This window comes from Symbiobacterium terraclitae (assembly GCF_017874315.1).
Lineage (GTDB): Bacteria > Bacillota > Sulfobacillia > Symbiobacteriales > Symbiobacteriaceae > Symbiobacterium > Symbiobacterium terraclitae.
Genome location: NZ_JAGGLG010000008.1, coordinates 107,318 through 126,744 on the forward strand (window position 1 = coordinate 107,318; position 19,427 = coordinate 126,744).

Sequence of the window (19,427 nt, forward strand, 5' to 3'; positions counted from 1 at the left end):
CCAGTTCCCGCGCTGTGCCGCGTTCGGTGCCGCCGTACGCGGCGAAAACGTTTTCGGTTTTCGGCGCGGCTATGCGCCGCAGGATTCCCGTACCACCAGTTCGGTGGGCAGCGTGACGACCGGAGGTCGGGCGTCCGGCTCCTCGATCAGCCGGATCAGCGCTTCGCCGGCCTCCCGGCCCAACCCCTCCTTGTCCTGCCGGACCGTGGTGAGGGCCGGATGGACCATCGACGCCATCTGGATGTCGTCGAAGCCCACCACCGCCACATCCCCGGGCACCCGGAGCCCCCGTTCCTGGATGGCCTTGATGGCACCGATGGCGGTGTAGTCCGCGGCCGCGAAGATCGCGGTGGGCGGCTCGGGCAGGTCCAGCAGCCGCCGGGCTGCGTTGTAGCCGTGCTCCCAGGTGAAGTCATGGTCGAGGACGTACTCGCTGCGGTAGGGGATGCCGGCCTGAGCCAGCGCCTCGCAGTAGCCCAGGAAGCGGTCGTGGCCCACCCGGTGGTTGGCGATGCCGTTGATCAGGGCGATGCGCCTGTGGCCGAGACCTGCCAGGTGCGCAACGGCCGACCGGGCGCCGCCGGTGTTGTCGGAGATGACGTAGCCGGTGCGGGGGCCCAGGATGTCCACGTCGACCGCCACGCAGGGGATGCCGCTGCTGCCCAGCTCCGCCACACCGGGGTCGGCCCGGTCCACGCCCAGCAGCACCACCCCGTCCACCCGGTGGTGGAGGCAGCGCTTGACGTAGGTGTAGCTCTCGTCGCCAGGGGCCTGGCTCGTGAAGAAGAGCATGTCGAAGCCGGCCCGGCCCACCGTGCGCTTCAGCCCCACGAGGACCTCCTGGAAGAAGGGGTGCAGCACCACGTTGTTCTCGTGCTCGTGGAGGTAGAAGACGCCGATGACGTTGGAGCGGCGCGTGACCAGTGCGCGGGCCGCGGCGCTGGGGCGGTAGTCGAGTTGGGCGGCCACCTGCAGCACCCGCTGTTTCGTCTCCTCGCTGACGTCGGGGTAGTGGTTGAGCACGCGCGAGACCGTTGCGACGGAGACGCCAGCCAGCCGTGCGATATCCCGTATCGTGGTCATGAGTGCGATCGCTCCCGAAAACGTTTTCGAGAAAGTATACGCCGCGACGTGGTCGATATCCTGCAAGAATAGCCGCGATTTCGACAAGAATTATTGGTGTGCGCCGCAGCTGTGTTCCGGGGAGTCAATAGACTGTGGGTTGATGCCTTGGTCTTGATGCTTCGCGCCCGTTTGCTTGTTGCGGGGTTGCCCCCCGGCTGAAAAACGGTGGTGCGCAACTGCGGCAGCAGCCTACCTGGATGCGCGGATTTCCTTGTCGGGAACGCACTCCGTCATGTAGACTGAGACACGTCGCAGGACTCCCGTCGCGGTCACCTCGACCGCCGTCAACGACGTCGCTGCGGCGGACCGCACAGCCGGGACAGGCCGCGCCATGGGGTGATGGACAACGTGGGTGGCTGCACACCAGCCGAACTGCAGCAAGCGCTCCGCCCGATCGCGTCACTGATCAGCAAGTCGGGGAAGGCACAGCAGAGACTGGCGCCCGGAACCTGGCAACACCGGATGCTCGCGGCCAACCTCAAGGCGCTGCACCTGGCCAAGGTGCTGATGACGAGCGGGACCGACGGTGCCCATGGGTACACCAGGGAAGACTTGCAGGAAGCCCTCCGCGCCCTGGCCGCGCTGATCGGCAAGGCGGAGAGGGCGCAGGCCAAGTTCGCACCGGGAACCGCCCCGCACACGTTGCAGCAGAACCGGCTCAAGGCGCTGCGCATGGCGGAGGCGCTGACGCGGGCGGCGCTGGATGAGAGATGAACGGGGGGCGGCTTCGCCGCCCCCCGCACGTTGCAGACCAGGGCTTGCCGGCGCGGGTCGAGACGAGACAGGGCACCGGCCTCACGAGCGCCGCAACGCCAGCCCACGTCCATCGGCCGGCTCCAGAGTGCGCACAGCTCGGGCCTGACCGACTGATATGGGCGTCCGCGGACCCTCGAGCTAGCGGCTTCGGTCCTTGGGAGAGCGTGTTCGACCGAATGCGACAGCGTTCGACTACGAGTTGGCCGTGGCCAAGTTGACATCACGGAAATACAGGGAGAATCTCCCTGTACTTCGTGAAAAATACGGGGAGGATTTCCCCATATTTCGCTGTCTCGCAGGAACCCTGCTCATCCGGACGCCGGCGGGCGGTGGCCAGGAGCTCTGCTACAGGCAGAGGGGGCGGCAAGGCCGCCCCCTCTGCGCTATTCTGCTCGTGTCTACCCTTCCGACGGGTACAGGACGACCAGCAGGAAGGTGGCCACGGGTCCCAGGATGAGCGAGAGCAGGAACCAGAGCAGGCCGCTCTTCCGTTTGGCCTGAGCCAGCCCCGCGTTGATCAGCGCCAGCGTACCCCATCCGATCGCGTACTCCTGCATGTCGGCGACCCCCTCCTGCCGGATCGTGTTGCATGACCGCTTCAGTAAAGATGATCGCCGAGCTGGCAGCGAAGGTTCGGGCCCCCCGGTGCCGAGGGCCGTGCTGAACCCCCCACCGGGCGAGGCCCGCCCCGATAGACGCGCCGATCGAACCGACGGCCTGTCCGGCGGGCCGCACAGCGAGTGACACGGCCCCCGGGGCGGGTCCGGGAGAGCGCCAGGAAAAGAGGAAAGGGCTGCCCACGGGATGACCGGGGACAGCCCTGTTCACAGCTCAACTGCCTACTTCGGCTTCACCATCGCATCGGGCGCCACCCACTCCGACTGCCCGTCGCGGTACTGGTCGCCGCCGTGGGCGTCGTTGATGCAGACGGCGGGGAAGTCCTTCACCCTGAGCCGGCGGATGGCCTCGGGGCCCAGGTCCTCGTAGGCGATGACCTCGGCCTCTTCGATGCGCTTCGCCAGCAGCGCGCCGGCGCCGCCGGTGGCGGCCAGGTAGACGGCGCCGTTCGCAACGAGGGCCGCCTTGACCTCCGGGCCGCGGTAGCCCTTGCCGATGACCGCCTTCACCCCCTGCTGCAGCATGGTGGGGGTGTACTTGTCCATGCGATACGAGGTGGTGGGACCTGCAGAGCCCAGCACCTGCCCCGGCTTCGGCGGGGTCGGACCCACGTAGTAGATCACGGCGCCCCGGGGGTCGAAGGGGAGGGGCCGCCCGGCCGCCAGGTCCTCGACCATCCGCTTGTGGGCGGCATCACGGGCGGTGTAGATGGTGCCGGTGATGTAGACCTCGTCGCCGGAGCGGATCGCCTTCGCCTGCTCCGGAGAGATCGGCGTGGTGATGTAGTGCCTGGCCATTACAGGACCACCTCCTTGTGCCGGTGGGCATGGCACTCGATGTTCACGGCCACCGGCAGCGAGGTGATGTGGCACGGCATGGTCTCGATGTGCACCGCAAACGCCGTCACCTTGCCGCCCAGGCCCATCGGGCCGACGCCCAGCTTGTTGATCTCGGTGAGCAGGTCCTGCTCCCGGGCCGCCCACTCGGGGTCCGGATGCGGCTGGCCGACAGGGCGCAGCAGGGCCTTCTTGGCCAGCAGGGCGACCTTGTCGAAGTTGCCGCCCACGCCGACGCCCACCAGCAGCGGCGGGCAGGCGTTGGGGCCGGCGGCCGCCACGGCCTCGACGATGAACCTCCTGGCGCCCTCCCAGCCGGCCGACGGGGGCAGCATGCGCAGCTGCCCCATGTTCTCCGCGCCGCCGCCCTTGGTGACGACCCGGATGCGCAGCCTGTCGCCGGGGACGATGTCGGTGTAGATGAACGCAGGCGTGTTGTCGCCGGTGTTCTTACGGCGGATCGGGTCGTCGAGGATCGACTTGCGCAGGTAGCCCTCAACGTAGCCCCGGGAGACACCGCGGTTCACGGCCTCGGACAGGTCGCCGCCCACCAGGTGCAGGTCCTGTCCGACCTCCAGGAAAACCAGCGCATTGCCGGTGTCCTGGCACATCGGAACCCGCTCGCTGCAGGCCAGCTCGGCGTTTTCCACCAGCTGCTGCAGCACTGCCTGGCCGACGGGTGACGGCTCGTCTGCGCGGGCCTTCTCCAGGGCTGCCATAACGTCAGGTTCCAGGACGTAGTTGGCTTCCATGACAAGGTTGGCGATGGCCTCAGCAACCTGGTCGACGTGGAGTTCGCGCACGGTGCCTCCCCTCCTCGGGCTACTTCCGCAGACCCAGCTTGTAGGCCATGGCGGCCTTCTTCAGGTTCTGGATCGCCTCGGTCGGGTTAAGGTGCTTCGGGCAGGCCTCGACGCAGTTGAAGATGGTGTGGCAGCGGAAGACGCCGTACTCGCTGGCCACGATCTCCAGCCGCTCGCGGTCGGCGGTATCCCGGGTATCCACGAAGAAGCGGTTGGCCCAGTTGAGGGCGTGGGGCCCCAGGTACTCGTCGTTGTTGGCGCCGCTCGGGCACGACGAGAAACAGGAGCCGCAGAGGATGCAGTCGATCTCCTTGTTGTACTTGGCCCGGTCGGCCGGGCTCTGGCGCCGCTCCCGCTCGGGCGGCGGCTCGTCGTTGATCAGCCAGGGCTTCACCCGGGCGTAGTTCTCCCAGAGCTTGGTCTGGTCGACCACCAGGTCCTTGATCACCCGCATGTGCGGCAGGGGCGATACCGTCACCGTGTCGCCCTCGAGGGCGTCTTTCACCTGCACCCGGCAGGCCAGCCGGTAGCTGCCCGAGACGTACATGGCGCAGGAGCCGCAGATGGCCTCACGGCAGCTGTAGCGGAAGGCCAGCGACCCGTCCAGGTTCTCGAACACCCAGAGCAGGGCCTCGAGCACGGTCATGCCCTCGCGGTAGGGAACGGTGTAGGTCTCGTAGTGCTGCTGTGCGTCCTTCTCCGGGTCGTAGCGGAAGACCCGCAGCTTGAACTCTTTCATGGTCCTTTCACACCCCCTCTAGTACTTCCGCGCCTGAGGCTGGAAGCGGGTGATGGTGACCGGGGAGTAATCCAGCCGCACCCCTTCCGGCGTGTGGAAGGCCAGGGTGTGCTTCAGGAAGTTCTGGTCGTCCCGCTCCGGGTAGTCCCGGCGGGCGTGCGAACCGCGGCTCTCCTTGCGGGCCAGCGCCCCGGCCGCGATGGCCTCGGCCACGTCGAGCATGCCGCGCAGTTCATAGGCCCGGATCAGCTCCATGTTGTAGATCCGGCCGGTGTGGTGCACCTTCACGTTGCGGTAGCGCTCCCGCAGCTCCCGCACCTTGGCCAGGCCGGCCTCGAGCGTGTCCGCCTGGCGGAAGATGCCTACGTTGTGGAACATGTTCTGCTGCAGCTCCACCCGCAGCGCGGACTCGCGCTCGGTGCCCGGGTTGTCGAACAGCTCCCGGAACCGGCGCTCCACCTCGGCCTTCTTCTCCTCCAGGAGCTTGTCCACCGAGCCCTGCAGGGGCTGCTCCGCCACGAACCTCGCCATGTGCTGGCCGGCCAGCTTGCCGAAGACGATGGTGTCCAGCAGCGAGTTGCCGCCGAGCCGGTTGGCGCCGTGCACGCTGACGCAGGCGCACTCGCCGGCGGCGTAGAGGCCCTTCAGCACGGTGGCGCCGTTGATGTCCGTGGAGATGCCGCCCATGGTGTAGTGCTGGCTGGGCTGCACCGGGATCGGCTGGTAGACCGGGTCGATGCCCGCGAAGTTCTTACAGATCTCGCGGACCTCCGGCAGCCGCTCGTTGATCTTGGCCTCGCCCAGGTGGCGCAGGTCGAGGTGGACGTAGCCGCCGCCGGGGCCGCCCTGGTTGAAGCCCCGCCCCTCCAGGATCTCGGTGAGGATGGAGCGGGCGACGATGTCGCGCGGCCCCAGCTCCATCGCCTTCGGGGCGTACCGGGCCATGAACCGCTCGCCCTGGTTGTTCACCAGGTAGCCGCCCTCGCCCCGGCAGCCCTCGGTCATGAGGATGTTGGTGCCCCAGAGGCCGGTGGGGTGGAACTGGATGAACTCCATGTCCTTGAGCGGCACGCCGGCCCAGTAGGCGATGGCCATGCCGAGGCCGGTGTTCAGCAGGTTGTTGGTGGAGTGGGCGTAGATCTTGCCGGCGCCTCCCGTGGCGAAGAGCAGGGCGTCGGCCTCCACCGTGCCGACCTCGCCGGAGACGATGTCCATGACCACGGCGCCCACCGCCCGGCCGTCGGCCACGGCCAGCGTCAGCACCAGGTGCTCGGTGTAGACCTTGATGCCCCGCTTGACCACCTGCTGGTAGAGCGTGTGCAGCAGGGCGTGGCCGGTCTTGTCGGCCGCGTAGCAGGTGCGGGGGAAGCCGGCGCCGCCGAAGGGCCGCTGGGCGATGGTCCCGTCCTCGTTCCGGGAGAAGGGGCACCCCCAGTGCTCGGTCTCGACGATGACCGGGACGGCCTCGCGGGCCAGCACCTCGGCCGCGTCCTGGTCGGCCAGGTAGTCGGAGCCCTTGATCGTATCGAACGCATGCTTCTCCCAGTTGTCGTCCCGGCCGTCCGGGTGGTTGGCCAGCGAGCCGTTGATGCCGCCGGCGGCAGCCACCGAATGCGAGCGGACCGGGGGCAGCTGGGAGATGATCGCGACGTCCTGGACGCCGCCGTCGTAGGCCGCGATGGCGGCCCGCAGGCCGGCCAGGCCGCCGCCGACGATGGCGACGCGATGCTTGATTTTCATACGAGGAACACCTCCCGCTGGGCTGCTACTGAGCCACGAAGGCCGCCAGGGCCACAGACCCGTAGCCGACGGCCGCCACGCCGATGACGGTCAGGATCCAGCTGGCTGCGCGGCCGGCGTTGGGCCAGTAGTCCAGCACGATGTTGCGGATGCCGTTGAGGCCGTGGTAGAGGCCCAGCGCGAGCAGACCCACGTCAACCAGCATGTAGAGGGCCGACTGGAGACGCATCTGGCTGTCGCCGAAGGTGATCACAGCCGTCGGATCCACGAAGTGCATGATGCCAAAATGAACCGCCACCAGCACGACCAGCAGGACGGCGGTGATGCGTTGGAAGATCCAGGCCCAGAGGCTTCCTTTCATTTGAAATCACCTCCTACCGGGTGCGTGCTCAGGCTACCCAGGGATACGCCAGGAAGCGCATCACGAAGAAGTAGCTGCCGATGGCGATCAGGATCGCCGACAGGACCATCACTACCCAGAAATTGCGCTTCTGCGTATGGATGCCCCAGCCCAGATCCAGGAGCACGAGGCGGACGCCGTTGATGCCGTGGAAGACGAGGGCCAGGAAGAGGAGCCATTCACCGATCACCCAGATCCGCCCGGCCATCCCGGCCATCTTCTGCGTGAACCCCTCTGCGCCGCCGCGCACAACCGAGGTAATCTCCCAGATGTGCATGAGGAGGAAGAAGACGATGGCGACGCCGGAGATGCGGTGGAGCGCGTGCGACCACATGCCGACCTTGAAGTAGCGCGGGTTCAGGTCGGCGAAGCTGCGCACCGCCCGGCCCGACCCGGAGCCTGCCCGTTCCATTCTGACTCACCCCTTTTCATCGATCTCAGGTTCAATGGAACCCCGGCAAGGGGCGGCACGCAATCTGTTTACCCCGATCCTGTCCAGAAATGATCACTTAGGCTACCGGGTTTACGTTCGCATCCCCGTTTTGGCCTCAAGTTGCTCACCCAGAGCTATCCGCATCTCGCGATTAGGGCTTATGTTTCGACAACGCAGTAGAGAAATGGTCTGCGTTGTGATAGTTTTCACATTGGGCCCAGTTTGTCGGCGGATCCAGCAGTCCCAGCGGTAGCACTCAGTCATGCACGGGAGGGATTCGTGTTGCGTAACGAAAGCCGCTCAAAGCTCCTGCGTGGTGTCATCTGTGTTGCCGTAGGCCTCATCATCTGGTTCCTGCCGCCGCCTGGTGAACTGGAGCCCGTGGCCATGCACCTGTTGGGCATCTTCATCGCCACGATCCTCGGCCTGATCCTCCAGCCGCTGCCCCAGGGTGCCGTGGTCATCACCGCAGTCGCGCTCACGGCCATCACCAACACGCTCTCCATCGGCGACGCACTGAACGGGTTCAAGGACTCGACGGTGTGGCTGATCGTCTCGGCGTTCCTCTTCGCCCGCGGCCTGATCAAGACCGGCCTCGGCCGGCGCATCTCCTTCATGCTGGTCAGGGCGTTCGGCAAGTCGACCCTGGGCCTGGGGTACGCCCTGGCGCTCTCCGACACCGTGCTGGCTCCGGCCACGCCGTCCAACACGGCCCGCGCCGGCGGCATCCTCTTCCCGATCGTGCGTGCGCTCTGCTCCTCCATGGACTCTGAGCCCGGGCCCACCGCCAGGCGGGTCGGCCAGTACCTGATGTACAACTCTTTCCAGATCTGCTGCATCACGTCGGCGGTGTTCCTCACGGGCGTGGCCCCGAACTCGCTGATCGCCACCCTGGCCAAGGAGAACTTCGGCTACGAGGTCACCTGGCTCGGCTGGCTGTGGGCTGCCCTGCTGCCGGGCATCATCTCCATCGCCATCCTGCCCTACATCTTCTACAAGATGTTTGATCCCGAGCTGAAGAGCTCGCCCGAGGCGCCGGCCCTGGCGTCCAAGGAGCTGGAGAAGATGGGCCCGATGACTGCGGGCGAGAAGGGCATGCTGGCCGTCTTCGTCCTCACCCTGATCCTCTGGGCGACCGCCCAGTGGACCGGCCTGAACGCCACCGCCATCGCCCTGCTGGGCGTCGCCATCCTGCTGATCATCGGCGTCATCGAGTGGCAGGACGTGCTGGCGGAGAAGGGCGGCTGGGACGCGCTGATCTGGTTCGGCGGCCTCGTCGGACTCGCCAGCGGCCTCTCCAAGGTCGGCCTGATCGGGTGGCTGGCCAGCGTGCTGGAGGCCTCCCTCAGCAGCATTACCTCCTGGTTCCTGGCCTTCATCCTCGTGGTCATCGCCTACAAGTACGCCCACTACTTCATCGCCTCGATGACGGCCCACGCCACCGCTTTCTTCGTGCCCCTGGGCCTGGTGGCCATCAGCGCCGGCGCGCCGGTGGAGCTCGTGGTCCTGGTGCTGGGCTTCTTCAACAGCCTGAACGCCACCATGACCCACTACGGCACCGGCCCTGCGCCGATCTACTTCGGCGCCGGCTACATCGACCAGGGCACCTGGTGGAAGTGGGGCTTCGTCACCAGCGTCATCAACCTGGTGGTCTGGCTGGGAGCCGGATCCCTCTGGTGGAAGATCATCGGCCTGTGGTAGGTTCCTGCTGACCGCCGCAGACGGGCCCTGACGAGGGGGCCGGCTGGCATTTCGCCCGCCGGCCCCCTCTGACGCGCCGCCCGCGAGGCTTACGAGATCGTAAGCTTCGCGGGCGCTTTTGTAAGCCGAAGTCTATGACTGTAAGCAGAGGCAGACTGTAAAATGCGGGCCGTAGAAAGACCCGTGGAAAGGGGCCTGAGCATGGCTGCGGCAGAACGCATCCTCGAGGTTGTCGACCTCACCAAGACGTACGGGAGCCGGGGCAGCGTCACCCATGCCCTGCGGGGCATCAGCATGGCCGTCGAGCGCGGCGAGTTCGTCGGCGTGATGGGCCCGTCGGGCTCGGGCAAGACCACCCTGCTCAACGTCATCTCCACCATCGACACGCCGACCTCCGGCCGGGTCTGGGTCGGCGGCCGGGAGCTAACCGCCCTGGGGCGGCGGGAGGTGGCCCGGTTCCGCCGGGAGCGGCTGGGCTTCATCTTTCAGGACTTCAACCTGCTGGACACGCTGACGCTCCGGGAGAACATCGGCCTGGCCCTCTCCATCGCCGGGAAGCCCGCCCGGGAGATCGACCTGCGGGTGACGACGATGGCGGAACTGCTGGGCATTGCGGACGCCCTGGACAAGTTCCCCTACCAGGTGTCGGGCGGCCAGAAGCAGCGGGCGGCGGCGGCCCGGGCGCTCATCACGGAGCCGGACCTCGTGCTGGCCGACGAGCCCACCGGCAACCTGGACTCCCGCTCGGCCCAGACGCTGCTGGAGACCCTCGCCGGGCTGAACCGGGAGCTGCAGGCGACCATCCTGCTGGTGACCCACGACCCGGTCGCGGCCAGCTACTGTCGGCGCATCCTCTTCATCAAGGACGGCCGCCTCTTCACGGAGCTGAACCGCGGCGACGCGCCGCGGCAGCGCTTCTTCGACCGGATCATCGCCACGCTGGCCGAGCTGGGGGGAGGCGGGGCCGATGTACGCTAAGCTGGCCTGGCGGAACCTGCGGCGCAGCCTCGCGGACTACGGGATCTATTTCATGACCCTGGTGTTCGCGGTGGCGATCTTCTACGTGTTCAACTCGGTATCGGATCAGCCCGCCTTCCTCAGCCTCGCGGAGAGCCAGCGCCGCATGGCCAGGGGCGCGGTGGAGACGATGGAGTGGCTGACGACGATCATGACCGGCGTAGTGGCCTGGCTGGTGTTCTACGCCAACCGGGTGATCGTCAGGAAGCGCAGCCGGGAACTTGGCACCTACATGCTGCTGGGCATGGAGCAGGGGCGGCTGGCCCTCCTGCTGCTGGCCGAGGTCGCCGCGATCGGCGCGGTGGCCCTGGGGGTGGGACTGGCCCTGGGCGTGGCCCTCTCGCAGGTCTTCGGCCTCCTCGTGGAGCAGGTGTTTCGCGCCCCGGTGGATCAGCGCAGCTTCGTCTACTCGGCCCGCGCAGCGGGGTGGACCCTGATCCTCTACGGCGCCATGTTCCTGGCGCTGGCGCTGTGGCAGGCGGCCGCCGTCTACCGGCAGCGGCTGATCGAGCTGATCCACGGGGCGCGCAAGAACGAGGAGATCCCGCTGAGGAGCCGGGCGCTGGCCCTGGCGGCCGGGCTGCTGGCCGCCGGGACGCTGGGGACGGCCTACTGGCTGGCCGACCGGGTGAGCCGCACCACCGGGCTCGACCCCACCGACCCGCGGGTCTCCCTGGGCTTCCTGCTGGGCGTGGCGGGCACCTACCTGCTCTTCGCGTCCCTGGCCGGGCTCCTGACGGGCATCCGCCGGCGCACCGGGGGCTGGCTCGCCCGGGGGCTCAACCTCTTCCTCTACCGGCAGGTGACCAGCAAGATCAACACCCATGCGGTGATGCTGGCGACCGTCGCCCTGATGCTCACCTTCACCATCTGCGCCATGTCCACCGGCCTGGGCCTCGGGGCGGCGATCCGCGGGGGCCTGGAGAGCGACATGCCCTTCAGCTACATGGCTTCCAGCTCCGACCCCGACCAGGACTACAGCGGACTGCGGGCGCTCCTTGCGCAGCACGGCGTCGCCGATGCGCAGGTGGTGGAGTTCGTCGCCGGCTACACGGGCCTGGAGGGGGCCGACCTGATGCTGCCCGACGACGCCGGGCGGTTCCTGTCGGATGAGGAGGGCGGCTACACGGTCTATGTCCCGGTGCGGGCCATGCCCTACTCGGCTTATGGCCGGCTGCGGGCCCTGAAGGGCTACCGGGACGTGCCCGCCACGCCCGACGGCTACCTGCTGCACGCGGCCGACCGCGGCCACGAGGCGGCGGCCCGCACCCACGCCGCCTGGGAGCGGTTCGTGGCGGCGGGGTCCGCCGTGGAGGTGGTCGGCGTTGCGCTGCGCCCCGCCGCAGCCGAGGTCTTCTCCGAGCCCCTCGGCTACCAGCTGGGCGGGATCAGCCCGGTGCTGGTGGTGCCCGATCCGGTGATGGCCGCCCTGGCGCCGGATGAGGAGCGCTCGTTCTCCCGGTACCTGGTGGCCGAGCTGCCGGGCCAGGATCCCCCGGGGCTGGCGGAGGCCGCCTCAGCGTGGGCCCTGGAGCAGTCGCAGGGGCAGGTCTGGGTCCACGTCTCCTCCCGGGCCGAGGCGCTGGGAAGCGTCTACATGATCGAGGGCATCCTGGTCTTCCTCTCGTTCTACGCGGGCATCATGTTCATCCTGATCTCCGCCACCCTGCTGGCCCTGCATCAGGTGACGGACGCCCTGGAGCACCAGCAGCGCTTCGCCGTGCTGCAGAAGCTGGGTGTGGACGACGCCATGCTGAACGGTGTCATCGCCCGGCAGGTGGGGCTCTACTTCCTGACGCCCGTGCTGGTGGCCTTCGTGCACTCGGGCGCGGCGCTGGTCGCCCTGAACCGCGCCCTGACCCGGGAAGCCGGGTACGAGACCGTGGGGCAGGCGGCCCTCACGACCCTCGCCATCTTCGCGGCCATCTACGGCGCGTACTACCTGCTGAGCGTGCAGAGCTGCCGGTCGCTCTTCCGGCCCGGGCGCGCGGGGTAGCGGCTCGCCGGGCCGCCTCTGCCTCCGCCTCGCCGGTGCCGCGCCGGGGGCCGGGCTCCCCTTGCAGGTTTTGTCAGGTGTGATACGATGGACACGCGACATGATGCAGGGGAGCTGAAGTGTGTGAAGCGGGAGCAGACCGGAATGGCGCGGTATGAGGCGATCGCGCTGGACTTGGCGCGGCGCATTGCCAACTGTGAGCTGGCAGAGGGCACCCGGCTGCTGGGGCGTTCCAGCCTCGCAGGCACCTACCAGGTATCGCCCGAGACCATCCGCCGGGCGGTGGCGATTCTGCACGAGCGCGGCGTCGTCGCGGCCGTGGCTGGTTCCGGCATTCGCATCCTCTCCCAGGTGGCTGCACAGGAGTACGTGGACGCCGTGGGCTCGCAGTGGCGCGTCGAGCAGGAGATCCGGGAGCTGCGCCAGCTTCTGCGGGAGCGGAAGCGGCTGGACGAGCAGATCGAAAACGCCTTGGACCAGCTGCTGAAGCACACCGCCGGGGCCATGGGCACCCGCCACGTGGAGGAGCTGGTGCTCGGCGAGAACTCCTGGGCCGTGGGCCGTTCGCTGGGCGAGATCCGGCTGCGGACGTCCACCGGCGTCACCGCCGTGGCCATCATCCGGAACGGGGAGGAGTACTTCTCCCCCCCGGCCGACATGCGGCTGGAGGCAGGCGACGTGCTCACCATCGTGGGTTCGGACGCCGCCCGCGCCCGGTGCCGGGAGCTGCTCTCGGCCACCGTGGCGCCCGATGCAGAAACCTAGAGAGCTGTACTCCCGTGGCTACCCGACAGCCAAAGGCCTACCGACCGCTGCGGTCGGCAGGCCTTTTTTTCACTTGCTTCCATCCCTTGTGCGGCCAGCGGTTGAGGGCATTGGCAGGCGTGGGACAGGGCTTACTCGGAGTTGACAACCAACAACCTATTCGGTAGCATGTAAGTTGTTGCTTTGCGGTACTTCAGCCCAACGCTTGCGTGACAGGAGGGGGAATGCACGTGGTTCGCTTTGAGAACGTGTCCAAGGTTTACCCCGATGGCACGAAGGCGGTACAGAAGCTGAACCTGCATATCGAGCGCGGTGAGTTCGTCTGCCTGATCGGCCCGTCCGGCTGCGGCAAGACGACCACCATGAAGATGATCAACCGGCTCCACGAGCCGACTTCCGGCAAGATCTACGTGGACGGCCGCGACATCTCCACGGTCAACCCCGTGGAGCTGCGGCGCAACATCGGCTATGTGATCCAGCAGGTCGGCCTCTTCCCGCATCTTACCATCGCACAGAACATCGAGCTGGTGCCCAGGCTGCTGGGATGGGACAGGGCGCGCCGGGCGGCCCGGGTCGACGAGCTGCTCGCCATGGTGGGCCTCGACCCCGCGACCTACCGCGACCGGTACCCGCGCGAGCTCTCCGGCGGCCAGCAGCAGCGGGTCGGCGTCCTGCGGGCCCTGGCGGCCGAGCCGGACCTGATCCTGATGGATGAACCCTTCGGCGCCCTGGACCCGATCACCCGGGAGGCGCTGCAGGACGAGCTGAAGCGGCTGCAGGCGAAGCTGAAGAAGACCGTCGTCTTCGTCACCCACGACATGGACGAGGCGCTGAAGCTGGCGGACCGGATCGTGGTCATGAAGGACGGCCTCATCCACCAGGTGGCCTCCCCCGAGGAGCTGCTGCGGAATCCCAAGGACGAGTTCGTGGCACAGTTCATCGGCCGGGACCGGATGGTGGCCTCGGCCGAGTCGCTCACCGTCGCCGACGTGATGATCCGAAACCCCGTCTCCGCCCGGCCGGAGTTCGGCCTGGCCGAGGCGGTGGCCACCATGCGCAAGCGGCGGGTCAACTCCGTGCTGGTGGTCGACGAGGACGACCGGCTCCTGGGCATCGTCACCGCCCGGGCCATCGAGCGGGGCATGGCGCAGCACCGCACCCTCGGCGAGATCATGGAGACCCGCCTGACCACGGTCGCCCCGCACCAGCCCGTCACCCATGCCGTCCAGCGGATGCTGCTGGAGCGGCTGGAGTTCCTGCCCGTGGTGGACGAGATGGGCCGGCTGCAGGGGCTGGTGACCAACACGTCGCTGGTGGGCACCCTCTTCCGCACCGAGCGGGCCGAGGGGGTCAGCGCATGAACATCACGTGGGAGAAGCTGCTGCGCCTGACCGCCGAGCACCTCACCCTCTCGCTTTCTGCCGTGCTGCTGGCCATCGCCGTGGCGGTGCCTGCGGGGATCTTCCTCAGCCGCAGCCGCCGGCTGGCCGACCCGGTGATCACGGTGGTGGGCCTGTTCCAGACCCTTCCGGCGGTCGCCCTCCTGGCCTTCATGATCCCGCTCCTGGGCATCGGCAGCCGCCCGGCCCTGGTGGCGCTCTTCCTCTACGCCCTGCTGCCGATCCTGCAGTCCACCTACAAGGGCCTGGTCGGCGTGGACGCCGCGGCCAAGGAGGCCGGGCGGGGCATGGGGATGACCCCGGCGCAGATGCTGGTGATGGTCGAGCTGCCCCTGGCCTTCCGGGTGATCATGAGCGGGGTGCGCACGTCCACGGTCATGATCATCGGCTGGGCGACCCTGGCCGCCTACGTGGGGGCCGGAGGTCTGGGCGAGCCCATCCTGACCGGCTTCGCCCTGGTCTCGCCCAGGCTGATCCTCGCGGGCGGCATCCCGGTCACGGTGATGGCGCTGCTGGCCGACTTCCTCCTGGGCCGCCTCGAGCGGTGGGTCACCCCGCGCGGCCTGCGGGTATAGGAAGGGGGGCAGGACGCAATGGAACTGCTGCAAGAGCTGATGCAGTACGTGGGCACGCAGTGGCCCCGCCTGCTGGTCCTCACCGGGCAGCACCTGAAGCTGGCCCTGCTGGCGGTCTTCTACGGGGTGCTGGCGGGCGTGCCCCTGGGCTACCTGATCACCCGGTACCGCAGGCTGGCCGAGCCGGTGCTCTGGGTGGCGAACGCCCTGCAGACCGTGCCGGCGCTGGCGCTGATCGGGTTCGTGATGATCTTCCTCGGTCTCACCCCGGCCACGGGCATCACCGTGCTCTTCCTGTACACCCTGATGCCGATCATCCGGTCGACCTACACGGCGATCATCAACATCGACCCGGCCCTGATCGAGTCCGCGACGGGCATGGGCATGACCCGCTGGCAGATCCTGCGCATCGTGCAACTGCCGCTGGCGCTCTCCGTGGCGCTGGTCGGCGTGCGCCTGGCCATGGTGATCGCGATCGGCACCGCCTCCATCATGTCCCTGGCCGGCGCCGGCGGCCTCGGTTCGGAGATCTTCGCCGGCATCGACCGGGTGCAGGACAAGATGATCCTGGCCGGTGCCCTGCCCGCGGCGCTGCTCGCCATCCTGGCCGACCTGGGGATGAGCGCCCTGGAGCGCCGGCTGACGCCCCGGGGGCTGCGCCAGGCGTGACCGGCGCTCCGCACATGGGCGCCCCAAGCGCCGACCGACGCGCCGGGGCTCGCGCCCGGCGTGGTTGGTACTCAAATCCACCAAGGAGGGTTTATCCTTATATGCTTAAGCGTCGAATAGCCTACGCGTTCACTGCCCTTCTGCTCTCCGCCGCCCTGCTGGCCGGCTGCGGCGGCGCCAGGTCGTCCGGCGCCGGCGACACGGTGGTCGTCGGCTCCAAGGACTTCACGGAGAATATCCTGCTGGGCGAGATCGCCGCCCAGCTGCTCGAGAGCAAGACCGACCTGAAGGTGGTGCGCAAGCTCAACCTGGGCGGGACCACCGTCAACTTCAACGGCCTGAAGACCGGCGACCTCACCCTGTACGCCGAATACGACGGCACCGGCTACAGCGCCCACCTCGGCCACACCGAGCCGATCACCGATCCCGACGCCCTGTTTGATCAGGTGAAGAAGGAGTTTGAGGAGAAGTTCGGCCTCACCTGGTCCGAGCCCCTGGGCCTGAACAACACGTATACGCTGGCCGTCCCGCGGGCGCTGGCCGAACAGTACAACCTGAAGACCTACTCCGACCTGCTGGCGGTGGACGAGCAGCTGGTCTTCGGCACCACCAACGAGTTCATGGGCCGGACGGTGGACGGGTACGAGCCGCTGGTGCGGACCTACGGCTTCCAGTTCAAGGACGTGGCCACCATGCAGACCGGCCTGCGCTACAAGGCCATCGAGAACGGCGACATCCAGATCATGGACGCCTACGCCACCGACGGCAAGCTGAAGGAGTTCGACATGGTCATCCTCGAGGACGACAAGAACTTCTTCCCGCCGTACAAGGGCGCCTACGTCATCCGCATGGACGCCGTGGAGGCCCACCCCGAGATCCTTGAGACCCTCAACCTGCTGGGGGGCAAGCTGCCCGACGAGACCATGCAGGAGCTGAACTACCGGGTCGAGGTCCTGGAGGAGCCCGTAGACCAGGTCGCCCGCGACTTCCTGAAGAGCGCCGGGCTGATCGACTGAACCAGGACGGCGTCAGCCGTGTCCACCGATGGAGACAGGCTGGTGCCTGGTCGGCTGACCACGCAGACCCAAGCCGCAGACACGACGCTGCCGAACGGCGGCTGATCCCGCGCACCTGAGCAAGAGACACGGCGCTGCCACCCGGCTCACACGGCCGGGTGGCAGCTTATGTGCGCAGCAAGCCTTGTCGTACAGAGCGTTTTCCTTCTATTATTTAACGGACGATGTGCTGTGCTGGAGGAATGATCATGCCCTATTGGTTTGCTGCACTACAGGAAGCATTTGTGCACTACTGGGTGGCCTGGGCGGTCTTCGCAGGCCAGCTGCTGGTCACGTGGGTCGTCGCCGGCCTGGCGCGGCGGGTGATGCGCTGGACCGCGGGCAAGCTGGTATCCAGGTCCAACACCACCCTGGACGACCGGCTGGTGGAGGCGGGCACCGGTCCGGTGCGCTGGACGATCCTCGCGCTCGGCCTGCGGTTCGCGATGACCACGCTGGGCGGCGCCATCCCCGCGTTCGGGCCCGGCGGGCTGTTGGCCGTACAGTTCGGCGTGGCCGGCAAGCTGGTGGAGGGCCTCGCCGCGCTGACCATCGCGGCGCTGGTGAACGCGCTGGCCATCGCCGCACTGGACTGGTACCTGACTGAGCTCGCGGCCCGGAGCGACGCACCCTGGAGCCGCCAGCTCCTGCCGACGCTCCGGAAGGTGGTGACGGCGGCGATCTACTTCCTGGCGTTCTCCGTGGTGCTGCAGCTCTTCGACATCTCCATATCGGCCCTGGTCGCCACCGCCGGCGTGGCCTCCGCGGCGATCGCCCTGGCGTCGCAGGATACGCTCTCCAACATGTTGGGCGGGTTGGTCCTCCTCATCGACCGGCCTTTCCGGGTAGGCGACGTGATCGAACTGACCGACGGCCGGGGCGGCACCGTGGTGGAGGTCGGGCTGCGCACCACCCGCATCCGGCAGCCTGACGGCACCGCGCTGGTGGTGCCCAACAAGGACATGGCCAACACCCGCATCATCAACCGCGGCCAGCCCAGTTCCCGGGTCGCGATCCGGCAGACGGTCAGCGTCGCCTACGGCACCGATCCGGAGCCGGCGAAGCGCGTGCTCCTCGACGTGATGAACAGCCACCCCGAGGTGCTGCCAGACCCCGCCCCGGGGGTCTGGTTCACCCAGTTCAACAGCTTCTCGCTCGAGCTGTCCATGAGCTGTTGGATCAACGCCGGTACAGATCGGGCGCGGGTGACCGACGAGTTGAACGTGCGGATCCTCAAGGCGCTGCAGGAGAACGGGATTGCCGTCCCGTATCCCACGCAAGCTATTCACATCCTGCAAGAGGAGGGTTCCCGTGGCAAAGCAGTGGAGCGCACCGCCCCCGATGCAGATCGATCCGGCGAAGCGGTACCAGGCGATTCTGCGGACCACCAAGGGTGACATCACCATCGAACTGCTGGCCGGCGAGGCGCCGATAACGGTCAACAACTTCGTCTTCCTGGCGCGCGAGGGGTTCTACGACGGGGTGAAGTTTCACCGGGTGATCAAGCCGTTCATGATCCAGACCGGCGACCCGACCGGCACCGGCCGGGGCGGCCCCGGCTACCGGTTCCCGGACGAACTGCCGCCCAAGCACCCGTACGAGCCCGGCATCGTCGCCATGGCCAACGCCGGGCCCAACACCAACGGCAGCCAGTTCTTCATCTGCTCCGGCCCGCAGGCGGCCGGGCTGAACCAGTATCCCAACTACACCCAGTTCGGTCGGGTGGTGCAGGGGATGGATGTGGTGCAGGCGCTGGCCTCGGTGCCGGTCACCGCGTCCTTCGGCGGCGAGCGGTCGAAGCCGCTGGAGGACATCCGCATCGAGTCGGTCACCATCATCGAGGAGGAGTAGGCCGGCCGGTGGGGTGACGGCGAGGCCCCCGCGGCGCACGGGTGCCGGCGGGGGCCTTCCGCTCACTCATGGTAGGGCTGTCGTTCTCCGGCGGGGTGCAAGGGTCCGGCGGACTCGGTCTCGTCCACCTCGTGGCAGTCGGGGCAGAGGCTGGTGCGGCCCTCCGGCTCGGCGACAAACGCCGATCCGCACCAGGCGCAGACCTGCTGCTGGCTCATCGGCATATGACACCCCCCATTTGCTCCTGCTATCAGCATAAGGGATGCCGATGGCGGCTGGCATACGGAAGTATCGATAGATTCGATTTGCTCTGTTTATCAGCCTAATGCAAGACATATCCAAGTCACATCCAGACCCATCCTGACTTGAGAAAGTATACATAGCGAAAAATGATTCTCGCGCTGTCCCTAGACACATGGTATAATCTCAGGTAGTCGCCATCCTTGGCGACCCGTGGTCGCACTGGGCTGACTGTAGCGGTGCGGTGAGCCTGATGCGGCCACGACCGGCCGGAGTGGTGACCCGGCCGGCGCTGGAGGAGGGAGTGGTGGCCCCTCATCCAGCAAGGATTTTCAGACGGGGGAGTGGTGACCCTCCGTCCGCTCATGCAGGGGGCGAGACGCAAGTCTCGCCCCCTGCACCCATTGATGCGGTATCGTCTGCTTCGGTGCGCCGGCGTCCATCGGCGCCGCCGCCGCCCCGGGCACGTCGAGTGCCGCGGGCGCAGCGGGCACATCGGGCTCATCGGGCGCAGTGGGCACATCGGGCACATCGGGCACATCGGGCACAGCGGATACTCAGCTGCTTATCGGCCTGGTCAGAGAGCTTCTCGGAGTGCGCTGTGTTTGATCAAGAGATTGGGAGCCACTTTGATCATCAAATAGTGAGCCACCTGCCAACCCTACGGGGCCGATTTGGTTTCCATTGCGGTTTCCAGTTGACTGGAAA

At 67.6% G+C, this 19,427-nt stretch carries 20 protein-coding genes; 11 read left to right on the forward strand and 9 right to left on the reverse strand.

The features are described from left to right. Window positions 1-69: 69 nt before the first annotated feature. Window positions 70-1,083, reverse strand: a complete 1,014-nt coding sequence (locus J2Z79_RS06700; RefSeq protein WP_209466093.1) for a LacI family DNA-binding transcriptional regulator — start codon at window positions 1,081-1,083, stop codon at window positions 70-72. Window positions 1,084-1,464: 381 nt separating this feature from the next. Here J2Z79_RS06700 and J2Z79_RS06705 point away from each other — a divergent pair, with 381 nt between their 5' ends. Next, window positions 1,465-1,839 (forward strand): hypothetical protein, encoded by a 375-nt coding sequence (locus J2Z79_RS06705; protein ID WP_209466094.1) that lies wholly within the window; start codon window positions 1,465-1,467, stop codon window positions 1,837-1,839. 440 nt (window positions 1,840-2,279) lie between these two features. Here the strand turns inward: J2Z79_RS06705 and J2Z79_RS06710 are convergent, their stop codons facing one another. From J2Z79_RS06710 to sdhC, 7 genes are all read right to left on the reverse strand, one after another. Next, window positions 2,280-2,438, reverse strand: coding sequence for a hypothetical protein (locus J2Z79_RS06710; protein ID WP_209466095.1), 159 nt, complete (start codon window positions 2,436-2,438; stop codon window positions 2,280-2,282). Window positions 2,439-2,720: 282 nt separating this feature from the next. After that, window positions 2,721-3,296, reverse strand: a complete 576-nt coding sequence (locus tag J2Z79_RS06715; protein ID WP_209466096.1) for a Fe-S-containing hydro-lyase — start codon at window positions 3,294-3,296, stop codon at window positions 2,721-2,723. Continuing rightward, the gene (locus J2Z79_RS06720; protein WP_209466097.1) at window positions 3,296-4,138 is read right to left on the reverse strand and encodes a fumarate hydratase; all 843 of its coding nucleotides are present in this window, start codon (window positions 4,136-4,138) and stop codon (window positions 3,296-3,298) included. The genes J2Z79_RS06715 and J2Z79_RS06720 overlap by 1 nt, the downstream gene beginning before the upstream one ends. Before the next feature lie 19 nt (window positions 4,139-4,157). Continuing rightward, window positions 4,158-4,877 carry a succinate dehydrogenase/fumarate reductase iron-sulfur subunit gene (locus tag J2Z79_RS06725; protein WP_209466098.1) on the reverse strand — a complete coding sequence of 240 codons (720 nt, stop codon included), beginning with the start codon at window positions 4,875-4,877 and terminating at the stop codon, window positions 4,158-4,160. An 18-nt stretch (window positions 4,878-4,895) separates the two neighbouring features. Next, the gene (locus tag J2Z79_RS06730) at window positions 4,896-6,617 is read right to left on the reverse strand and encodes an FAD-binding protein (protein ID WP_209466099.1); all 1,722 of its coding nucleotides are present in this window, start codon (window positions 6,615-6,617) and stop codon (window positions 4,896-4,898) included. A gap of 25 nt (window positions 6,618-6,642) precedes the next feature. Next, a complete protein-coding gene (locus tag J2Z79_RS06735) occupies window positions 6,643-6,978 on the reverse strand; it encodes a succinate dehydrogenase/fumarate reductase transmembrane subunit (protein ID WP_209466100.1) in 336 nt (111 codons plus the stop codon). 28 nt (window positions 6,979-7,006) lie between these two features. Beyond that, complete coding sequence (gene sdhC / locus J2Z79_RS06740) at window positions 7,007-7,429, reverse strand: succinate dehydrogenase, cytochrome b556 subunit (protein ID WP_209466101.1); 423 nt, start codon at window positions 7,427-7,429, stop codon at window positions 7,007-7,009. 300 nt (window positions 7,430-7,729) lie between these two features. Between sdhC and J2Z79_RS06745 the strand changes: the two genes are divergently transcribed. From J2Z79_RS06745 to J2Z79_RS06790, 10 genes are all read left to right on the forward strand, one after another. Then, on the forward strand, window positions 7,730-9,151 hold the full coding sequence (locus J2Z79_RS06745; protein WP_342589431.1) for an anion permease: 1,422 nt from the start codon (window positions 7,730-7,732) through the stop codon (window positions 9,149-9,151). Window positions 9,152-9,352: 201 nt separating this feature from the next. After that, window positions 9,353-10,129, forward strand: a complete 777-nt coding sequence (locus J2Z79_RS06750) for an ABC transporter ATP-binding protein (protein WP_209466103.1) — start codon at window positions 9,353-9,355, stop codon at window positions 10,127-10,129. Then, the gene (locus J2Z79_RS06755) at window positions 10,119-12,164 is read left to right on the forward strand and encodes an FtsX-like permease family protein (protein ID WP_209466104.1); all 2,046 of its coding nucleotides are present in this window, start codon (window positions 10,119-10,121) and stop codon (window positions 12,162-12,164) included. The genes J2Z79_RS06750 and J2Z79_RS06755 overlap by 11 nt, the downstream gene beginning before the upstream one ends. 87 nt (window positions 12,165-12,251) lie before the next feature. After that, window positions 12,252-12,929: a GntR family transcriptional regulator gene (locus J2Z79_RS06760; RefSeq protein WP_209466105.1), complete on the forward strand. Its 678-nt coding sequence runs from the start codon at window positions 12,252-12,254 to the stop codon at window positions 12,927-12,929. A gap of 230 nt (window positions 12,930-13,159) precedes the next feature. Then, entirely contained in the window at window positions 13,160-14,290 is a 1,131-nt protein-coding gene (locus tag J2Z79_RS06765; RefSeq protein ID WP_209466106.1) for a betaine/proline/choline family ABC transporter ATP-binding protein, read from the forward strand. Further along, window positions 14,287-14,904, forward strand: a complete 618-nt coding sequence (locus J2Z79_RS06770; protein WP_209466107.1) for an ABC transporter permease — start codon at window positions 14,287-14,289, stop codon at window positions 14,902-14,904. Before J2Z79_RS06765 ends, J2Z79_RS06770 begins: the two co-directional genes overlap by 4 nt. An 18-nt stretch (window positions 14,905-14,922) precedes the next feature. After that, window positions 14,923-15,573 carry an ABC transporter permease gene (locus tag J2Z79_RS06775; RefSeq protein WP_209466108.1) on the forward strand — a complete coding sequence of 217 codons (651 nt, stop codon included), beginning with the start codon at window positions 14,923-14,925 and terminating at the stop codon, window positions 15,571-15,573. Window positions 15,574-15,674: 101 nt separating this feature from the next. Next, window positions 15,675-16,589: a glycine betaine ABC transporter substrate-binding protein gene (locus J2Z79_RS06780; protein WP_209466109.1), complete on the forward strand. Its 915-nt coding sequence runs from the start codon at window positions 15,675-15,677 to the stop codon at window positions 16,587-16,589. 248 nt (window positions 16,590-16,837) lie between these two features. Beyond that, window positions 16,838-18,025, forward strand: coding sequence for a mechanosensitive ion channel family protein (locus J2Z79_RS06785; protein WP_209466110.1), 1,188 nt, complete (start codon window positions 16,838-16,840; stop codon window positions 18,023-18,025). Beyond that, window positions 17,940-18,479 (forward strand): peptidylprolyl isomerase, encoded by a 540-nt coding sequence (locus J2Z79_RS06790; protein WP_342589432.1) that lies wholly within the window; start codon window positions 17,940-17,942, stop codon window positions 18,477-18,479. Before J2Z79_RS06785 ends, J2Z79_RS06790 begins: the two co-directional genes overlap by 86 nt. 62 nt (window positions 18,480-18,541) lie before the next feature. Here the strand turns inward: J2Z79_RS06790 and J2Z79_RS06795 are convergent, their stop codons facing one another. Continuing rightward, window positions 18,542-18,697 (reverse strand): hypothetical protein, encoded by a 156-nt coding sequence (locus tag J2Z79_RS06795; RefSeq protein WP_209466111.1) that lies wholly within the window; start codon window positions 18,695-18,697, stop codon window positions 18,542-18,544. Window positions 18,698-19,427: the final 730 nt, after the last annotated feature.

What these genes read in the sequence shown, in the direction of transcription:
- J2Z79_RS06700 (WP_209466093.1), bottom strand. Translation starts at nt 1,083, where the DNA reads ATGACCACGATACGGGATATCGCACGGCTGGCTGGCGTCTCCGTCGCA.
- J2Z79_RS06705 (WP_209466094.1), top strand. Translation starts at nt 1,465, where the DNA reads ATGGACAACGTGGGTGGCTGCACACCAGCCGAACTGCAGCAAGCGCTC.
- J2Z79_RS06710 (WP_209466095.1), bottom strand. Translation starts at nt 2,438, where the DNA reads ATGCAGGAGTACGCGATCGGATGGGGTACGCTGGCGCTGATCAACGCG.
- J2Z79_RS06715 (WP_209466096.1), bottom strand. Translation starts at nt 3,296, where the DNA reads ATGGCCAGGCACTACATCACCACGCCGATCTCTCCGGAGCAGGCGAAG.
- J2Z79_RS06725 (WP_209466098.1), bottom strand. Translation starts at nt 4,877, where the DNA reads ATGAAAGAGTTCAAGCTGCGGGTCTTCCGCTACGACCCGGAGAAGGAC.
- J2Z79_RS06730 (WP_209466099.1), bottom strand. Translation starts at nt 6,617, where the DNA reads ATGAAAATCAAGCATCGCGTCGCCATCGTCGGCGGCGGCCTGGCCGGC.
- J2Z79_RS06735 (WP_209466100.1), bottom strand. Translation starts at nt 6,978, where the DNA reads ATGAAAGGAAGCCTCTGGGCCTGGATCTTCCAACGCATCACCGCCGTC.
- sdhC (WP_209466101.1), bottom strand. Translation starts at nt 7,429, where the DNA reads ATGGAACGGGCAGGCTCCGGGTCGGGCCGGGCGGTGCGCAGCTTCGCC.
- J2Z79_RS06750 (WP_209466103.1), top strand. Translation starts at nt 9,353, where the DNA reads ATGGCTGCGGCAGAACGCATCCTCGAGGTTGTCGACCTCACCAAGACG.
- J2Z79_RS06755 (WP_209466104.1), top strand. Translation starts at nt 10,119, where the DNA reads ATGTACGCTAAGCTGGCCTGGCGGAACCTGCGGCGCAGCCTCGCGGAC.
- J2Z79_RS06760 (WP_209466105.1), top strand. Translation starts at nt 12,252, where the DNA reads ATGGACACGCGACATGATGCAGGGGAGCTGAAGTGTGTGAAGCGGGAG.
- J2Z79_RS06770 (WP_209466107.1), top strand. Translation starts at nt 14,287, where the DNA reads ATGAACATCACGTGGGAGAAGCTGCTGCGCCTGACCGCCGAGCACCTC.
- J2Z79_RS06775 (WP_209466108.1), top strand. Translation starts at nt 14,923, where the DNA reads ATGGAACTGCTGCAAGAGCTGATGCAGTACGTGGGCACGCAGTGGCCC.
- J2Z79_RS06780 (WP_209466109.1), top strand. Translation starts at nt 15,675, where the DNA reads ATGCTTAAGCGTCGAATAGCCTACGCGTTCACTGCCCTTCTGCTCTCC.
- J2Z79_RS06785 (WP_209466110.1), top strand. Translation starts at nt 16,838, where the DNA reads ATGCCCTATTGGTTTGCTGCACTACAGGAAGCATTTGTGCACTACTGG.
- J2Z79_RS06795 (WP_209466111.1), bottom strand. Translation starts at nt 18,697, where the DNA reads ATGAGCCAGCAGCAGGTCTGCGCCTGGTGCGGATCGGCGTTTGTCGCC.